The sequence below is a fragment of the Pseudarthrobacter sp. S3 genome (assembly GCF_050156905.1).
In the GTDB taxonomy this organism is placed as follows: domain Bacteria; phylum Actinomycetota; class Actinomycetes; order Actinomycetales; family Micrococcaceae; genus Arthrobacter.
In genome coordinates this window covers 2620146-2635852 of record NZ_CP189583.1, presented here as the reverse complement: position 1 = coordinate 2635852, position 15707 = coordinate 2620146, and the positions used below count along the sequence as shown (strand labels likewise).

The 15707-nt window shown below is 66.0% G+C and carries 14 protein-coding genes; 11 read left to right on the top strand and 3 right to left on the bottom strand.

Features of this window, described 5'->3' with window-relative positions; all coding sequences use genetic code 11:
- Entirely contained in the window at positions 1 to 1149 is a 1149-nt protein-coding gene (locus ACQCSV_RS12650; RefSeq protein WP_354153693.1) for a D-alanine--D-alanine ligase family protein, read from the top strand.
- A 73-nt stretch (positions 1150 to 1222) separates the two neighbouring features.
- On the opposite strand, the gene ACQCSV_RS12645 is transcribed toward ACQCSV_RS12650, so the two are convergent.
- Positions 1223 to 1726 (bottom strand): DUF3515 domain-containing protein, encoded by a 504-nt coding sequence (locus ACQCSV_RS12645; protein WP_354153694.1) that lies wholly within the window; start codon positions 1724 to 1726, stop codon positions 1223 to 1225.
- Between the two features lie 122 nt (positions 1727 to 1848).
- On the opposite strand from ACQCSV_RS12645, the gene thiL reads away from it, so the two are divergent.
- From thiL to rsmD, 4 genes are read left to right on the top strand one after another with little or no spacing between them, the layout of a single operon-like run.
- On the top strand, positions 1849 to 2889 hold the full coding sequence (thiL, locus tag ACQCSV_RS12640; protein WP_354153695.1) for a thiamine-phosphate kinase: 1041 nt from the start codon (positions 1849 to 1851) through the stop codon (positions 2887 to 2889).
- A gap of 22 nt (positions 2890 to 2911) precedes the next feature.
- Positions 2912 to 3922 (top strand): DAK2 domain-containing protein, encoded by a 1011-nt coding sequence (locus ACQCSV_RS12635; RefSeq protein WP_354153696.1) that lies wholly within the window; start codon positions 2912 to 2914, stop codon positions 3920 to 3922.
- Entirely contained in the window at positions 3912 to 6194 is a 2283-nt protein-coding gene (locus ACQCSV_RS12630; protein ID WP_354153697.1) for an ATP-dependent DNA helicase RecG, read from the top strand. The genes ACQCSV_RS12635 and ACQCSV_RS12630 overlap by 11 nt, the downstream gene beginning before the upstream one ends.
- 9 nt (positions 6195 to 6203) lie before the next feature.
- Entirely contained in the window at positions 6204 to 6785 is a 582-nt protein-coding gene (gene rsmD, locus ACQCSV_RS12625; RefSeq protein ID WP_426938525.1) for a 16S rRNA (guanine(966)-N(2))-methyltransferase RsmD, read from the top strand.
- 3 nt (positions 6786 to 6788) lie between these two features.
- On the opposite strand, the gene ACQCSV_RS12620 is transcribed toward rsmD, so the two are convergent.
- Both ACQCSV_RS12620 and ACQCSV_RS12615 read right to left on the bottom strand, forming a co-directional pair.
- Positions 6789 to 7577: a spermidine synthase gene (locus ACQCSV_RS12620; RefSeq protein WP_426938524.1), complete on the bottom strand. Its 789-nt coding sequence runs from the start codon at positions 7575 to 7577 to the stop codon at positions 6789 to 6791.
- Positions 7577 to 8806 carry an aminotransferase class I/II-fold pyridoxal phosphate-dependent enzyme gene (locus tag ACQCSV_RS12615; RefSeq protein ID WP_426938523.1) on the bottom strand — a complete coding sequence of 410 codons (1230 nt, stop codon included), beginning with the start codon at positions 8804 to 8806 and terminating at the stop codon, positions 7577 to 7579. The genes ACQCSV_RS12620 and ACQCSV_RS12615 overlap by 1 nt, the downstream gene beginning before the upstream one ends.
- A 43-nt stretch (positions 8807 to 8849) precedes the next feature.
- On the opposite strand from ACQCSV_RS12615, the gene coaD reads away from it, so the two are divergent.
- The 6 genes from coaD to smc all read left to right on the top strand — a co-directional run bounded on the left by coaD (position 8850) and on the right by smc (position 15688).
- Positions 8850 to 9350: a pantetheine-phosphate adenylyltransferase gene (gene coaD / locus ACQCSV_RS12610; RefSeq protein WP_185260839.1), complete on the top strand. Its 501-nt coding sequence runs from the start codon at positions 8850 to 8852 to the stop codon at positions 9348 to 9350.
- Positions 9351 to 9474: 124 nt separating this feature from the next.
- Positions 9475 to 9999: a YceD family protein gene (locus ACQCSV_RS12605; protein ID WP_185260838.1), complete on the top strand. Its 525-nt coding sequence runs from the start codon at positions 9475 to 9477 to the stop codon at positions 9997 to 9999.
- 36 nt (positions 10000 to 10035) lie between these two features.
- On the top strand, positions 10036 to 10239 hold the full coding sequence (rpmF, locus tag ACQCSV_RS12600) for a 50S ribosomal protein L32 (protein ID WP_009356569.1): 204 nt from the start codon (positions 10036 to 10038) through the stop codon (positions 10237 to 10239).
- Positions 10240 to 10260: 21 nt separating this feature from the next.
- Positions 10261 to 11001 (top strand): ribonuclease III, encoded by a 741-nt coding sequence (rnc, locus tag ACQCSV_RS12595; protein WP_426939562.1) that lies wholly within the window; start codon positions 10261 to 10263, stop codon positions 10999 to 11001.
- Between the two features lie 8 nt (positions 11002 to 11009).
- Complete coding sequence (gene mutM / locus ACQCSV_RS12590) at positions 11010 to 11957, top strand: bifunctional DNA-formamidopyrimidine glycosylase/DNA-(apurinic or apyrimidinic site) lyase (protein WP_354153703.1); 948 nt, start codon at positions 11010 to 11012, stop codon at positions 11955 to 11957.
- A gap of 140 nt (positions 11958 to 12097) precedes the next feature.
- On the top strand, positions 12098 to 15688 hold the full coding sequence (smc, locus tag ACQCSV_RS12585) for a chromosome segregation protein SMC (RefSeq protein ID WP_426938522.1): 3591 nt from the start codon (positions 12098 to 12100) through the stop codon (positions 15686 to 15688).
- Positions 15689 to 15707 lie beyond the last annotated feature (19 nt).

Here is a 15707-nt window from a genome sequence, read left to right as displayed (position 1 = left end):
ATGTCCGACGATAACCTGACCGCAGCGGACTCAGCCCCCCGGGCCAAACCCCGCGTCGCGGTGCTTTTTGGTGGCCGGTCCAGCGAGCATGCCGTGAGCTGCGTGACCGCCGCCGGCGTGCTGGGCGCCATCAGCAAAGACAAGTACGAAGTCATCCCCATCGGCATCGCCAAATCGGGGCAGTGGGTGCTGGCCTCGGGGGATACCACCCAGTGGTCGCTATCCGCGTCGTCGCTGCCGGAGGTAGCTCCGTCAGCACAAACCGTGACACTGGCCGAGATCGGCGGCGAGCACCAGCTGATCGTCGCCTCGCCGAACCAGGTCGCGCAGGAACTCGGCACGGTGGACGTTGTGTTTCCCCTTCTCCATGGTCCCTTTGGCGAGGACGGCACCATCCAGGGGCTCCTGGAACTGTCCGACACCCGCTACGTCGGCGCCGGCGTGCTGGCGTCGGCTGTAGGCATGGACAAGCACTACATGAAGGTTGTGTTCGAGGCCGCCGGGCTGCACGTGGGGCCCTACATTGCCGTCACGGACCGGCAGTGGGTCAAGGACGCGGAGGCCGTCCGCAAAAAGGTGGACCAGCTCGGCTTCCCGGTGTTCGTCAAGCCGGCGCGGGCGGGTTCGTCCATGGGAATCTCCAAAGTGGACTCGCTTGAGGAACTCGACGCCGCCGTCGAGGAAGCCCGACGCCACGACCTCAAGCTGGTCATCGAGGCCGGCATCGTAGGGCGGGAAATTGAATGTGCCGTCCTGGAAGGACGCGGGACCGATTCCCCCCGGACGTCCATGCCGGGTGAAATTTCCGTCGCCGCCGGAACGCACGAATTTTACGATTTCAACGCCAAGTATGTTGAAGACGACGCCGCCTCGCTGAGCTGCCCCGCCGACATTCCCGAGGAAGCCATCGTGCGCGTCCGGGAACTCGCGGCGGCCGCCTTTGACGCGGTGGGGGCCGAGGGCCTGAGCCGCGTGGACTTCTTCTATACGCCCGACGGTGACCTGATCATCAACGAGATCAACACCATGCCCGGGTTTACGCCCAAGAGCATGTACCCGCAGATGTGGGCAGCGTCAGGCCTGGACTATGCGGCCCTGATTGATGAGCTGATTTACCTGGCCTTAAACCGGAAGACCGGTCTTCGGTAGTCCCCACCGGTACCCTAACCTCGCTCCGCTTCGGCCAGGGAACCCTACCGGCGTGGGCCCACCACCTGCCCTTCTACCGGGTGGTGGGCAGGTTCTGCAGATCTGCCTGGCCCACGCAGTTCCGGCTGGCCGGGACCTTTCCGACTGACGCGGAAAGATCCGCCAGGACGGTCGCGGAGCTGATCTTCTCCGGATCCATCAGGATTTCCGTGGCGGGTTCGCGGCCGAAGGTAGTCAGCGTCCACACTGGATCGCCTTCCTTGATGACCCAGTCGATGCCGTTGACACTCACGCACCGGTCTGTCGTCGGGCCCGGAACATTAACGCCGCAGCGCAGGATCACCTGGGACGGGTCCCCCCACGCCGCAGTGGCCTGGCTGTTGGTTTTCCGCAGGGCAGCATCGCCGATGGCGTCCGGAAGGGCAACCATCATCGGTGCGCAGGCCGGGTTCGCCGCATCGCCGGCGGCGGTGACATCCACGGTCGGGGCGCAGGCGGACAGAAGAGCTCCTGCGACGGACGCAGTCAGCAGGATTCCGGACACGCGGATAGGCAGGGGAAAACGGGGATTGCGCATCCATCCAGCCTATCGTCGCTGCCGTGTGCTGCGGGACGCCCAATGGACCGTGCGGCCCTCTAGAGCAACTGGCCAGCGACTGGCCGATCAACAATGTCGGTGCCGCGCTGTAGCGTAGGGGCGTGCCTGAAATCCCGTTGACTGAAGAAACGCTGACTGTCGCCGCGCTGTCCGAAACCGAATTGCTGGCCCGGATCTTCCCGCGGCTGGAAATGGGTGGAAATCACGGTTCGGCAACCCTGCTCGGCCCTGGAGACGATGCCGCCATTGTCGCCGCTCCGGACGGCAGGACGGTAATCAGCATCGACACCCAGACCCAGGACCAGGATTTCCGCCTCGAGTGGAACAACGGCTACCGGACCACAGGCTTCGACGTCGGCTGGAAGGCGGCGGCCCAGAACCTGAGCGACATCAACGCCATGGGCGCCGTGGCCACGTCGCTCGTGGTGAGCCTGACGTTGCCGCCCGCAACTCCTGTCAGCTGGGTGGCGGACCTGGCGGACGGCCTGACCGCGGGTATCAGGGAACTCGGGGCCACCGACTGCTCGGTGGCCGGGGGTGATCTGGGCCGCGGCAGGGAAATCTCTGTGACGGTCGCCGTGCTGGGTTCTTTGGCTGGCGGCAAGGCCGTGCTGCGGTCAGGGGCCCGGGCCGGGGACGTCGTGGCCTTGGCCGGGACCGTGGGCCGGGCCGCAGCCGGTCTGGCGCTCCTGGAATCGGAGAACGCGGTGCAGTCACTGCCACCGGCGCAGCGGATGCTCGTGGAACTCCAGTGCAGACCGCGGCCGCCACTGACGGCCGGGCCGCTGGCCATGGCCGCCGGTGCAACCGCCATGCTGGACATCTCTGACGGACTGGTGCGCGACGGCGGCCGCCTCGCCGCCGCCAGCGGCGTCGCCCTGGACCTTGACCCCGCAGCACTGAAACCTCTCGCAGAAGCCCTGCGTCCGGCGTCGGACCTTCTCCACGCTGACCCCATGGCCTGGGTACTTGGCGGGGGAGAGGACCACGGGCTGCTGGCCACGTTCCCTGCCGGCGTTCAGCTGCCTGCCGGATTCACTGCGATAGGCTCAGTACATGCCCCGGAAAGCTCCACACCACCGGGCGTCACAATTGCGGGTCACGCCGCTGGCACCGGGGGATGGGATCACTTTGCAGACTAAGGTTGCGGCCAACGCGCTAGCGATGAAGCGGTGGTTGGACAACGCTGAAACCGCCGTGGCCAACCACAGCGACCGCCTGAATGCCATCAACATCTTCCCCGTGGCGGATGGTGACACCGGCACAAACCTTTACCTCACCGTGCGGGCAGCCGCCCGTGCCCTGCACAGAGACCCTGCAGGGCAGGACGAGGCAGTCCCTGCTGATGCTGGCCAGTCGGATGTCGGGGCAGTGCTGGCGCGCGCCGGCCGGGCCGCGATGGAGCAGGCCCGCGGTAACTCCGGAACCCTCTTCGCGGTCTTCCTCTGCGCCGCGGCTGAGCCCCTGGCCGGTCACACCCGCCTGACGTCCACCCTCCTGGCCGCCGCATTGAACCGTGCCCAGATCCGGGCCTGGTCCGCGTTGAGCGATCCCGTCCCAGGCACCATGCTCTCGGTCATGGAAGCCGCCGCCCGGGCCGCCGCGGCGGTGGACGCCGGGCACAACGGCGACGACAGCAATCAAGCCCTGGGCAAAGCCCTCGACGCTGCCGTCAACGGTGCATTAGAAGCCGTCGTCAGCACCGAGAGCCAGCTGGCCGCCCTTGAAGCCGCCCATGTGGTCGATGCCGGGGGCGTTGGCATGCTGCTCATCCTTGACTGCCTCCGTTCAGCCGTCCTGGGCGAAGGGCTGCAGGGCGAACTCCTCGACGGGCTCCACGGCTATGACGTGCAGGACCCCCACATCCATGCTGACATGCCGGTTGACGACGGCGTTGAGGTCATGTGCACCATCAGCCTTTCGCCTCTCAGCGCGGCCACCCTGCGCCAGCGGCTCGACGAAATCGGCGAGTCCGTCATCATGAGCCAGGTGGACAGCCTGGCCGATGCTGAGGGCAGCTACCGGTGGCGGGTCCACGTCCACGTCCCGGACTCCGCACCCGCGGTCGCCCTGATCCGATCCCTTGGTGAACCCAGTGACATTTCGGTCAGCGAACTCGCCATGGCCCGGGATCCCGAACCAGCTCCGGTGAACTCCAGTGGGCATGAGCGCTGAACTCGGCCTTGGCCTGGAACGCCTGATCGGAAAGCGGTCAGCGCAGGCTATTGAGAAGCACCTGGGCATCGCCACAGTGGGCGGCCTGCTGAATTACTTCCCCCGCCGCTACCTGAACCGCGGCGAACTGACACCCATCAGCGAGCTTCCCGTGGACGAGGAGGTCACGCTCATTGCGCGGGTGCTCTCCAACAGCACGCGCAAGATGCATACCCGCCGCGGTTCCATCACCGACGTCGTGATTACTGACGACGCCGCCTCCCACGGACGTCCGCGCCTTGCCGCCGTGGGCCCCGGCAGCGGGCACGGCACGCTCAAGATCACCTTCTTCAGCGGCTACCGGGCCCAAGCCCAGCTCCTGCCCGGCCGCCGCGTGATGTTCTCCGGCAAGGTGACCAGGTACGGCCCCTCACTGGGGCTGACCAACCCGGACTTCCACCTCCTGGACGAGGACCCGGACATGCCGGCCACAGACCCCGAAAAGCTCGCCGCCATGCCCATCCCGGTGTATCCGGCCACCGCAAAACTCACCAGCTGGTCGATTCAGAAAGTCATTTCCACGCTGTTGGAAACAGTGGATCTGGACGCCCTGCCGGATCCGCTGCCGGAGGCGGTCGCCGCGCGGGAGGATTTCCTGCCTGTGGCTGAGGCCTACCGACTCATCCACAAGCCGGAATCGCACGCAGACTGGAAGAAGGCCCAGGAGCGATTGCGCTACCAGGAGGCCCTGGTCCTGCAGGCGGCATTGGCACGACGCCGGGCCCAGCTTGCGGCCGAAGAAGCCACGGCGCGGCGCCCGGCCACCAACGGGCTCCTGACGGCGTTCGACAAGCAGCTTCCCTTCACCCTCACCGCCGGGCAGGACGCCGTCGGAAAAAAGCTTGCGGCAGAACTGGCGCAGGACAGCCCCATGAACCGGCTGCTGCAGGGCGAGGTCGGCTCGGGCAAGACCATCGTCGCGCTGCGGGCCATGCTGCAGGTGGTGGATGCCGGCGGGCAGGCTGCGCTTCTGGCGCCAACGGAGGTCCTCGCCGCCCAGCACTTCGATTCCATCCGGCGGACCCTGGGCTCCCTGTCCCGCGACCCCATGCTGTCCCCTGACGGGCTGCTGGGCAGCCTGGCCGAAGGGGCCGTGCAGGTCACTCTCCTCACCGGCTCCATGCCGACCGCCGCCCGGAAACGGGCCATGCTGGACGCCGCATCCGGCGCGGCAGGGATCGTGATCGGCACGCATGCGCTGCTCAGCGACAACGTCGCGTTCTACGACCTTGGCCTGATCGTGGTGGACGAACAGCACCGGTTCGGCGTGGAGCAGCGGGACGTCCTGCGGTCAAAGGCGAACAAGCCGCCGCATCTGCTGGTCATGACGGCCACGCCCATTCCACGAACCGTGGCCATGACGGTCTTCGGCGACCTCGAAACCTCCGTCCTGGACGAACTCCCCGCCGGCCGGGCGCCGATTTCCACGCATGTGGTGGGCCTGGCCGAGAATCCCGGCTGGGCCGACCGCATCTGGTCCCGATCCCGTGAGGAAATCGACGCCGGGCACCAGGTATATGTGGTGTGCCCCAGGATCGGAACGGACGACGACGGCGATTTCACTCCCGGGGAAGCGGAACCTTCCGTGGCTGACGTGGCAGGGGACGGCGCTGCGCGCGAGCTCGCGTCGGTGACTGCCGTCGTCGAACATCTCCAGCAGGAGCCGGCCCTGGCCGGTGTGCCCCTTGGGCCGATGCACGGCCGTTTGGACGCCGCAGTGAAGACCGCCGCGATGGCCGACTTCACCGCCAACCGGACCAAGCTCCTGGTCTCCACCACCGTTATCGAAGTCGGCGTCGACGTCCATAACGCAACGCTGATGGTGATCCTCGACGCCGACCGCTTCGGCATTTCCCAGCTGCACCAGCTGCGCGGCAGGGTGGGCCGCGGCGGGCTTCCCGGGACGTGCCTGCTGGTCACCACCCTGGAACGCGGGCACCCGAGCCGCCGCCGGCTGGACGCCGTCGCGGCAACCACCGACGGCTTCGAGTTGTCGCAGGAGGACTTGAAGCTGCGCCGCGAGGGCGACATCCTGGGCGCTTCGCAGTCCGGCGGCCGCTCCACACTGAAACTGCTGCGCGTGCTGGAGCACGAGGACATCATTGCGCAGGCGCGCCAGGACGCCCAGGAAATTGTGGGCGCAGATCCTGCCCTGGCGCGGCATCCGCGGCTGGCGGAGGCCATCGACGAATACTTGAACCCCGAGAAGGAGGCGTTCCTTGAGCGCGGATAGGAGGCGGCCATGAGCCGCATCATCGCGGGCGCCGCAGGCGGGACACCTCTGGTCAGCGTCCCCGGCTCCCTCACCAGGCCCACCACCGACCGCGTTAAGGAGGCGCTGTTCTCCCGGCTCGACGCCTTTGGGATCATTGCCGGTGCCCGGGTCCTGGACCTGTACGCAGGGTCCGGCTCGTTGGGCGTGGAGAGCGGCAGCAGGGGCGCTGACACCGTTGACCTGGTGGAATTCGATGCCAAGGCCAGTTCCGTGTGCCAGCGCAACGCGGACCTGATCAACGGTGTACTGGGCCGCAAGGCCGTGACGGTCCACCGGTCCAAGGTGGAGTCCTTCCTGGAGCGCGCGGCGGAGCCGTCCAGCTGGGACCTGGTGTTCCTGGACCCGCCGTATCCGCTGGATGATCCGGCCCTGTCGGCGGTGCTGGGCAAATTAGCGCATCACCTGGCCCCTGCTGCCGTGGTGGTGGTGGAGCGGTCCACGCGTTCACCGGAGCCGTTCTGGCCGGCCGGCCTGGAACAGTTCGCGGAGAAGAAGTACGGCGAAACGCGGCTCTGGTTTGCCGAGCCTTCGGTGCTTCCGGAGGACTGAGATTCAGCCGGCGAGCCCATCCAGGTCCACGCCGGCGAGAACCTTCGCGGGGTGCGGGCCTCGTTCCGTCAATTCGGCTGTCCAGGCTTCGGGCCACGGAGTCTGCGTTCCGGCGAGGATGATGTTGCCGGGGTAGCGGCCCGCGAACATCCCGGTTTCGGCGAAGGCGGCAACGTCCGCCATGGCGCTGCGCATGGCGGCAGCCTGACTCCGCACCAGGGTCAGCCCGGGTTCGTCGCCCACGTTCACGATCAGCAAGCCTTCCGTTGCGAGGCGTGCCCGGACCTCCTGGTAGAACTCTTGGCAGGCGATGTGGGCCGGGGCTTCCGGACCAGAGAAAATGTCCAGGATCACGACGTCGAAGTGAAGTTCAGGGTCCAGCTCCGCCAGGGCGTCGCGGGCATCGCCGATCACGGAATGCAGGTCGGTTCCGTCAGGAAGGGGGAGGTGCTGCAGGACAAAGTCGAGGAGCTCGCGTTCCAGCTCCACCGCATACTGGACGGATCCAGGCCTCGTCGCCTGGATGTAGCGCGCAAGGGTCAGGGCTCCGGCACCAAGATGGAGCGCGGTGATTGGCCGGCCTTCGGGAGCGGCGAGGTCCACCATGTGGCCGATCCGTCGCAGGTACTCGTAGAAGATCTCCTCAGGATGCGCCAGATTAACGTGGGACTGCTCGGCCCCGCCGATGCTCAGCACGTAGCCGCCGTCGGTGAAGGCATCGGGCTCGATGGAGGCGTGCTGTCCAGTGGTCCGCAGGAACCGCGTGGATCGTGTGCCGCCCGGCTCCGCCATCAGAGCTTTCCGCTGAGGGTTGCCAGCCTGGCGGCGGCCTCCTCGAGGAGCTCAACTTTCTTGCAGAACGCGAACCTGAGCAGGCTCCGTGTCCGTTCCGCGCCCTCCGGGTGACAGAAGACGGGGACGGGGATGGCGGCCACTCCCACCAGTCCGGGTAGCCTTCGTGCCAAATCCACGGAGTCGCTGATGCCAAGGGGTGATATGTCCACGGTGACGAAATACGTTCCCTGCGGCGTGTAAACGTCGAATCCTGCGGCGCGGAGGCCCTCGCTGAGGATGTCCCGCTTCTTCTGGAGACTTGCCGAAACGCCCCGGTAAAACTCGTCCGGCAGCGCGAGGCCGGTCGCAATGGCCGACTGGAACGGTGTACCGGAGCTGTAGGTCAGGAACTGCTTGACCGTGCGGACAGCCGCCACCAGGTGTTCCGGGCCGGTCAGCCAGCCGATCTTCCAGCCGGTGAAGGAGAAGGTCTTTCCGGCGGACGAGATGGTGATGGTCCGCTCAGCGGCACCCGGCAGCGAGGCGACGGGAATGTGCCTGACCCCGAAGGTGAGGTGCTCGTACACCTCGTCGGTGACGATGAGGCAGTCATGCTTTGTGGCAAGCTCGACGACGCGCTGCAGGACATGCCGGGGGAAGACGGTACCGGTGGGGTTGTGCGGATTATTCAACAGCACCACCCTGGTGCGGTCGGTGAAGGCCGCTTCCAGCGCCGTCATGTCCGGGTAAAAGTCCGGAGCCAGCAGCGGGGCCGTGACGTGGGTGGCGCCGGACAGGCCGATTACGGCGCCATACGCGTCATAAAAGGGTTCAAACGTCAGCACCTCATCACCGGGGCCGACGAACGCCAGCAACGTTGCGGCGATCCCTTCGGTGGCGCCGGTGCTGATGATGACCTCGGTCAACGGGTCCGGGGTCAGCCCGTAGAAACGCTCCTGGTGTGCGGCCACGGCCTCACGCAGTTCCAGGATGCCCTTACCGGGTGCGTACTGGTTGGCTCCGGCTTCGATGGCGGCCACCGCGGCCGCCTTGATTTCCAGCGGTCCGTCCTCGTCAGGAAAACCCTGCCCGAGGTTGATGGCGCCGGTCTGCCCCGCCAGCGTGGTCATCTCCTCGAAGATGGTGACGCCCAGTTGGCCGGCGGGTCCCAACAGGTTGGCGCCTGAGGCGGTGCGCTGCCACGGGGCAGGCACTGTGGACATGGAAAGGTCCCGTGGTGGATGCATCCAGTCATGGTATCCCGGCCGTCCCATGCGGTAGGTTCGGTGGATGAGACGCGCTGTCTGCCCCGGATCCTTTGACCCCATTCACAACGGCCATCTCGAGGTCATCGCCCGTGCCGCGGGCCTCTTCGATGAGGTGATCGTGGCGGTGTCGACCAATTATGCGAAGAAGTACATGTTCAGTCTGGGGGACCGCCTGGATATGGCGCGCGAAACCCTGGCGTCACTCAAAGGCATTGTGGTGGAACCGGTGGGCGACGGTCTTTTGGCCGAGTACTGCCGCCAGCGAGGGGTCTCCGCGATCGTCAAAGGTCTCCGCTCGTCCTCAGACTTCGACTACGAACTTCCGATGGCCACGATGAACCGCCAGCTCAGCGGCGTCGAAACGGTGTTCCTGCCGGCCGAGGCGCACTACCTGCATTTGTCATCCACCCTGATCAAAGAAGTGGCCGGTCTGGGTGGCAGCGTGTCCGACTATGTGCCCCGGTCGGTACATAAAAGGTTGCTCGCGGGCGGGTCTGCCTCCGATCAGCCGCCAAGAGGGTAGGCTAGTCCGGTACTTCGACGGCCGTCCGTCGCCTGGTTTGAGTCCCTGCGGTTCTTCAGGCTAGGATGGTACGTCGGTCATATGTTCAACAGGAGTTCTCATTAAACGAGATGCTAGTTCGCCCTTGGCGTTCGACGTCAAGGACATCGGGCGCAGCCCGGGAAGCATGCGGACACTGAAAGAACATGTACCCGCACCAAGTGACCTTGGTGTGGCACTCATTGGCGTTCAGGAAGGCTCGGACATCGAGCTGGATCTGAGGCTTGAGGCCGTACACGAAGGAATTCTGGTATCAGGAACCGCGGTCGCCGAAGTAAAAGGCGAGTGCGGCCGATGCCTGGATCCCCTTGCGTATGACCTTGAGGTCAATGTGCAAGAACTTTTCTTCTACGAGGGCGCTCAGTTCTCCGACGGAGAAGACGAAGAAGAGCAATATCGAATCGAGTACGATCTAATCGATCTTGAGCCGGTGTTGCGGGACGCAGTTGTAACCATGCTGCCGTTCCAGCCGGTGTGCCGGGAAGACTGCCAGGGCCTTTGCTCCGAATGCGGAGTACGCCTGGAAGACGAGCCGGGGCACCACCACGAGGTCGTAGATCCTCGCTGGGCTGCCCTAGCTGACTTGGCTAAGCCTGACCGGCAAAACTGATTTGTAAGTGTTTTTCTAGAGAGAAATGAGTTAGCCGTGGCTGTCCCGAAGCGGAAAATGTCTCGCTCGAATACCCGCGCCCGCCGCTCCCAGTGGAAGGCAACTGCCCCCCACCTGGTGAAGACCGTAGAGAACGGCCAGGTTACTTACAGCCTGCCGCACCAGGCGAAGGTCGTTACCGACTCGGCTGGCACTGCGTTGTTCCTTGAGTACAAGGGCCGCAAGGTCGCAGACGTCTAATCGGCCGCTTGGGCTGACATGATGTCTTCAACTGAAGAGCTTCTGAAGCGTCTCGGTGTCTCCATTGACGCCGGGACGCTTCGTCTTGCTCTCACACACCGTTCCTACGCCTACGAAAACGGCGGCATCCCCACTAACGAGCGGCTCGAATTCCTGGGCGACTCCATCCTGGGCTTCTCCGTGACCGATGCCCTGTACCGGGACAATCCCACCCTGCCAGAGGGCGACCTTGCCAAACGCCGCTCTGCGGTGGTCAGCACGCGCGCCCTCGCCGGCATCGGCCGAAGCCTCGGCATCGGGGATTACATCTACCTGGGGCAGGGCGAAAAGCTCACCGCGGGCAAGAACAAGGCTTCCATCCTGGCGGACACCATGGAAGCACTCATTGGTGCCACCTACGTGTCCAACGACATCGAGACTGCCCGTCAGCTGGTTATGCGCCTGATTGGCCCGCTCCTGAAGGATGCTGCCGCCCTCGGCGCCGGCACCGACTGGAAAACCAGCATCCAGGAACTGTCAGCCAGCAGGCAGATGGGCACTATCTACTACGCCGTTGAGGGGGCGGGGCCGGACCACGCCCGGACCTTTACAGCGGTCCTGAATATTGGTGGCAAACCGTACGGCAACGGATCAGGCCACTCGAAGAAGGAAGCGGAACAGGAAGCTGCCGCGGACGCCTGGCGTCAGCTCTCCGGAACTCCCGGAGCCGCCGCTGCCCCTGCAGCGGAGGGCGCATCACCAGAGTCTTCCCGCAGCGTCTAGGCTGAGCCGTGCCCGAACTGCCTGAAGTTGAAGTGGTCCGCCGCGGACTGGTGAGCTGGGTCCGCGGCCGAACCATCACAGGGGTAGACGTGCTGGACCCGCGCTCCCTCCGCCGGCATGCAATGGGCCCTGAAGACTTCAGGGGCAACCTCCAGGGCACCAAGGTTGTGGACATTGTGCGCCGCGGAAAATTCCTGTGGATGCCGCTGAGCGCGGCTGCGGAGTCCGCTGGCGCACCGCCTGTTGCCCTGATGGCCCACCTCGGGATGAGCGGCCAGCTCCTGATGCAGGACGGCGAAGTGCCGGACGAGAAACACCTCAAGGTCAGGCTGCGGCTGAGCCCCGTGGCCGGAATGCCTGAACAACTCAGGTTTGTTGACCAGCGGATTTTCGGCGGGCTGTTCGTCACCGGCATGATTCCCACGGACGACGGCGGCCCTGGCGGCCAGTCCGAATCTCCCGTTGCGCTGATCGCTGAGGAAGCTTCCCACATCGCCCGGGACCCGCTGGACCCGGCGTTTTCCTTTGACCTTTTTTACGGCAGGCTGCGCAAGCGCAGGACGGGCCTTAAACGCGCGTTGTTGGACCAGGGACTCGTCTCAGGAATCGGCAACATCTATGCCGATGAGGCCCTGTGGCGGGCAAAGCTGCACTACGCCAGGCCCACCGACACGCTGCGCCGCGGCGACGCGGAACGGCTTATCACCAGCTCCCGCGAGGTCATGCTGGACGCTCTGGCGGCAGGGGGCACCAGTTTCGATGCGTTGTACGTCAACGTCAACGGCGCCTCTGGTTATTTCGACCGCTCCCTGAACGCCTACGGGCGGGAAGGCAAACCCTGCAGCCGTTGTGCCGCCGTCGGAATGAACTCCACGATCCGCCGCGAGCAGTTCATGAATCGGTCCTCATACTCCTGCCCGGTCTGTCAGCCGCGCCCGCGCAACGGACGCTGGTAGCGCGCCGCGCCCTGCCGGGCATGATCGGGCGCTGTCCGGTGCAGGGACAGACGCCCGGAAATCCGCGGCTTTCCGCTATAACACAGTAGATTTGGGGCAGCAAAGCAGCCGCTTCAGCCACTCAGGAGACCAGAAACACCTTGCACCTCAAAAGCCTTACCGTCCGTGGGTTCAAGTCGTTTGCATCGGCCACAACCTTCGATTTTGAGCCTGGCATCACGGCAGTCGTGGGGCCGAACGGCTCCGGCAAGTCCAACGTGGTGGACGCCCTCTCCTGGGTGATGGGGGAGCAGGGAGCTAAAACGCTCCGCGGCGGCAAAATGGAGGATGTCATTTTTGCGGGGACCTCCGGGCGCCCGCCGCTTGGCCGGGCCCACGTCTCCCTGACCATCGACAACACCGACGGTGCCCTGCCCATCGAATACAGCGAAGTCACCATCTCGCGGACTCTCTTCCGCACCGGCGGCTCAGAATACGCCGTTAACGGTGCCAGCTGCCGCCTCCTCGACATCCAGGAGCTGCTCTCGGATTCCGGTATGGGGCGGGAAATGCATGTCATTGTGGGCCAGGGCCAGCTGGACAAGGTCCTGCACGCCACGCCGGAGGACCGCCGCGGCTTCATCGAGGAGGCGGCCGGGATCCTCAAGCACCGCCGCCGCAAGGAAAAAACGGTCCGCAAGCTTGAAGCCATGCAGGCGAACCTGCAGCGGCTGAGCGATCTGACCGGGGAGATCAGGCGCCAGCTCACGCCACTCGGCAAGCAGGCCGATGTGGCACGCCGCGCCCAACGGGTCCAGTTCGACGTCCGCGACGCACGCGCGCGGCTGTTGGCCGACGACCTCGTCCAGGAACAGAGTTCACTTGAGCAGGACGTGGCCGACGAAACGGCGCTGAAGGCCCGCCGCGCGGTGGTGGAGCAGCAGCTGGAGGCGGGCCGCCGGCAACAGGCAGCCGTGGAACAGCTCGCAGCCGAGGCAACACCAAAGCTCAACGCCGCCCGGGATACGTGGTACCGGCTCTCCGCTTCCAGGGAACGGCTTCGTTCCCTGGGCTCACTGGCCCAGGAACGCGGCCGCCTGCTGGGTGCCGTTGATGCCGAACCGTACTCGGGCAGGGATCCTGAGCAGCTGGAACGGCAAGCCGTCCGGGTCCGGGATGAGTTGATGGAGCTGGAGCGCCACATCCTTGACCGGCGCAGCGCGCTGGACTCGGCGACGGCGGCGAAGAACGCGGCCGAACTCGAGGCGTCTGCCGAGGAGAAAAGGCTGACTGCCGTCCTCCGGGCCGCAGCGGACCGCCGCGAGGGCCTTGCGAAGCTTGCCGGACAGGTTGGTGCCGCACGATCGCGGGTTGAATCCGCGCAGGCCGAGCTGGGCCGTCTACGGGAGTCACTCGCCGCCGGACAGGAACGCCGCTACCGGGCCCAGTCCGAGTTCACCGCCTTGGAAACCCAGGTGGCGGGGGCGGAGGAGGGGGAGGAAAGCCTCGACGCCGACTACGAGGACGCCAGCGCAGAGCTCGACGCCGTCGTCCAGGAGATTGCCGAGCTTACGTCCGTGGGGCGGGAAGCTGTCCGCGAACGTGACGCCCTCTTGGCCCGCAGGGACGCACTGCAGCTTGGCCTCAACCGAAAAGACGGCGCGGCGCACGCCCTCAACTCCGGGCTGGATGGCGTTGCGGGGGCGCTTGCCTCGAGCCTGACTATTCAACCGGGTTATGAGGCTGCGATTGCCGCGGCGCTGGGCGGGGCCTCCGAAGCGATCGTGGTCCTGGATCCTGACGTGGCCGCCGTCGTGGTTCAACTTCTTAAAGACGACGATGCGGGGCGTGCTTCCCTGCTGCTGGCGTCTGCTGTGCCCGTGCGGGACGCAACTTCCGGCACGGGCGAGCTCCTGCCGGCAGGCGCACGCTGGGCTGTGGACTTGGCATCCGCCGAGGGCGGGGCCGCCCTTACGGTGGCCGCGCTCCTGACCGGGGTGGCAGTTGTTGAAGACCTGGATGGTGCGGGGCTGCTCGTTGCCGAACGGCCGGACCTGACAGCCGTGACCCGGGCCGGGGATGTGTTCACCGCCCTGACGGTGACCGGAGGCTCGGCAAATGCGCCGTCCCTGCTCGAGGTGCAGGCCGCCGTGGACGACGCCGAGGCCCGGCTGGCCGTTGTCACCGCGGATCTGGAACGGAACCGATTCGCCCTGGCCGGCGCCGAGGCCCGGCGCGCCGAGGCCCGGACGAGAGCGGAGGCTGCCCTGGACCGCCTGCACGATTCCGACGCCCGGCTCGCGGCCGTGGCCGAAAGGCTCGGCCACCTGAACTCCATCCTGCGCAGCGCCGTCGGTGAAAGCGACAGGCTGGCCACTTCGCTGGCCAGGGCGGAGGCGAATGTTGTGACAGAGGAGCAGGCGCTCGCCGCCGTTACCGCGCGCCTTGCTGCGGCGCAGGAGGCGCCGGCTGAAAAGGAACCCTCCACCGAACAACGTGATGCCCTCGCTTTGGCGGCGTCGTTGGCCAGGTCTGCGGAGATGGACGCGAGGCTTTCGCTGCGCAGCACGGAAGAGCAGTTGACCGCCACGAGCAACCGGGCTCTGTCGCTGGAACGGGCAGCGGCCACTGAACGCCGGGCACGCGAAGAGGCCGCCGAACGGGCGCGCCGCCGTCGGATCCAGGCCCAACGGGCGGCTGCTGTCTCCGCTGCGGTGGAGCTGGCACTCCGGTTCATCGACGTGTCTGTGGCGCTGGCCCGGCATGAACGCGACCTCGCCGAAGAGAACCGGGAAGAAGGGGACCGTGCGCTGCTGGAGACCCGGACAACCAATGACATCCTGGCCCGCGAGCTGGCGGAACTAACTGACTCGGTTCACCGGGACGAACTGGCCCGCGCCCAGCAGCGGGCGCGGATTGGAGCCCTGGAAACACGTTCCATCGAAGAACTCGGGATCACGCCGGACGTCCTGGTGGCGGACTTCGGCCCGGACGTTCCCGTGCCCGTCCCCGCAGCGGAAAGTGGCGACAAATGGGCGGCCCTGCGGACCCCGGTGGACGACGACGGCACACCGGTCCCCGACGGCAAGCCCTTTGTCCGCGAGGAGCAGGAGAAGCGCCTCCGGAAAGCCGAAAGGGACCTGTCAGCCCTGGGCAAGGTCAACCCGCTGGCGCTCGAGGAGTTCGCCGCCCTGGAGGAACGGCACCAGTTCCTCAGCACCCAGCTGGAGGACCTGAAATCCAGCCGCAAGGACCTGCTGGACATCATCAAGGAAGTGGATGACCGGGTCCAGCGTGTCTTTACCGAGGCCTTTGAGGACACCCGGGACCAGTTCGTCCACGTCTTTGAACGCCTCTTTCCCGGCGGCGAAGGCCGGTTGGTGCTGACGGATCCTTCGGACATGCTCACCACCGGAATCGAGGTCGAAGCGCGACCTGCCGGCAAGAAAATCAAGCGCCTCTCACTGTTGTCTGGAGGAGAACGGTCCCTCACCGCCGTCGCCCTTTTGGTTGCTATCTTCAAAGCCCGCCCCTCGCCGTTCTATGTTATGGACGAGGTTGAAGCGGCCCTTGATGACACCAACCTCGGCCGGCTCATCACCATCTTCGAAGAGCTGCGGGAGTCCAGCCAGCTGATCGTGATCACGCACCAGAAACGGACCATGGAAGTGGCTGATGCCCTGTACGGCGTCACCATGCGCGGCGACGGCGTGTCCACCGTCATCAGCCAGCGGCTGGGCGCCGACGTATAGAGTCCGCGCAGGTGGCCAC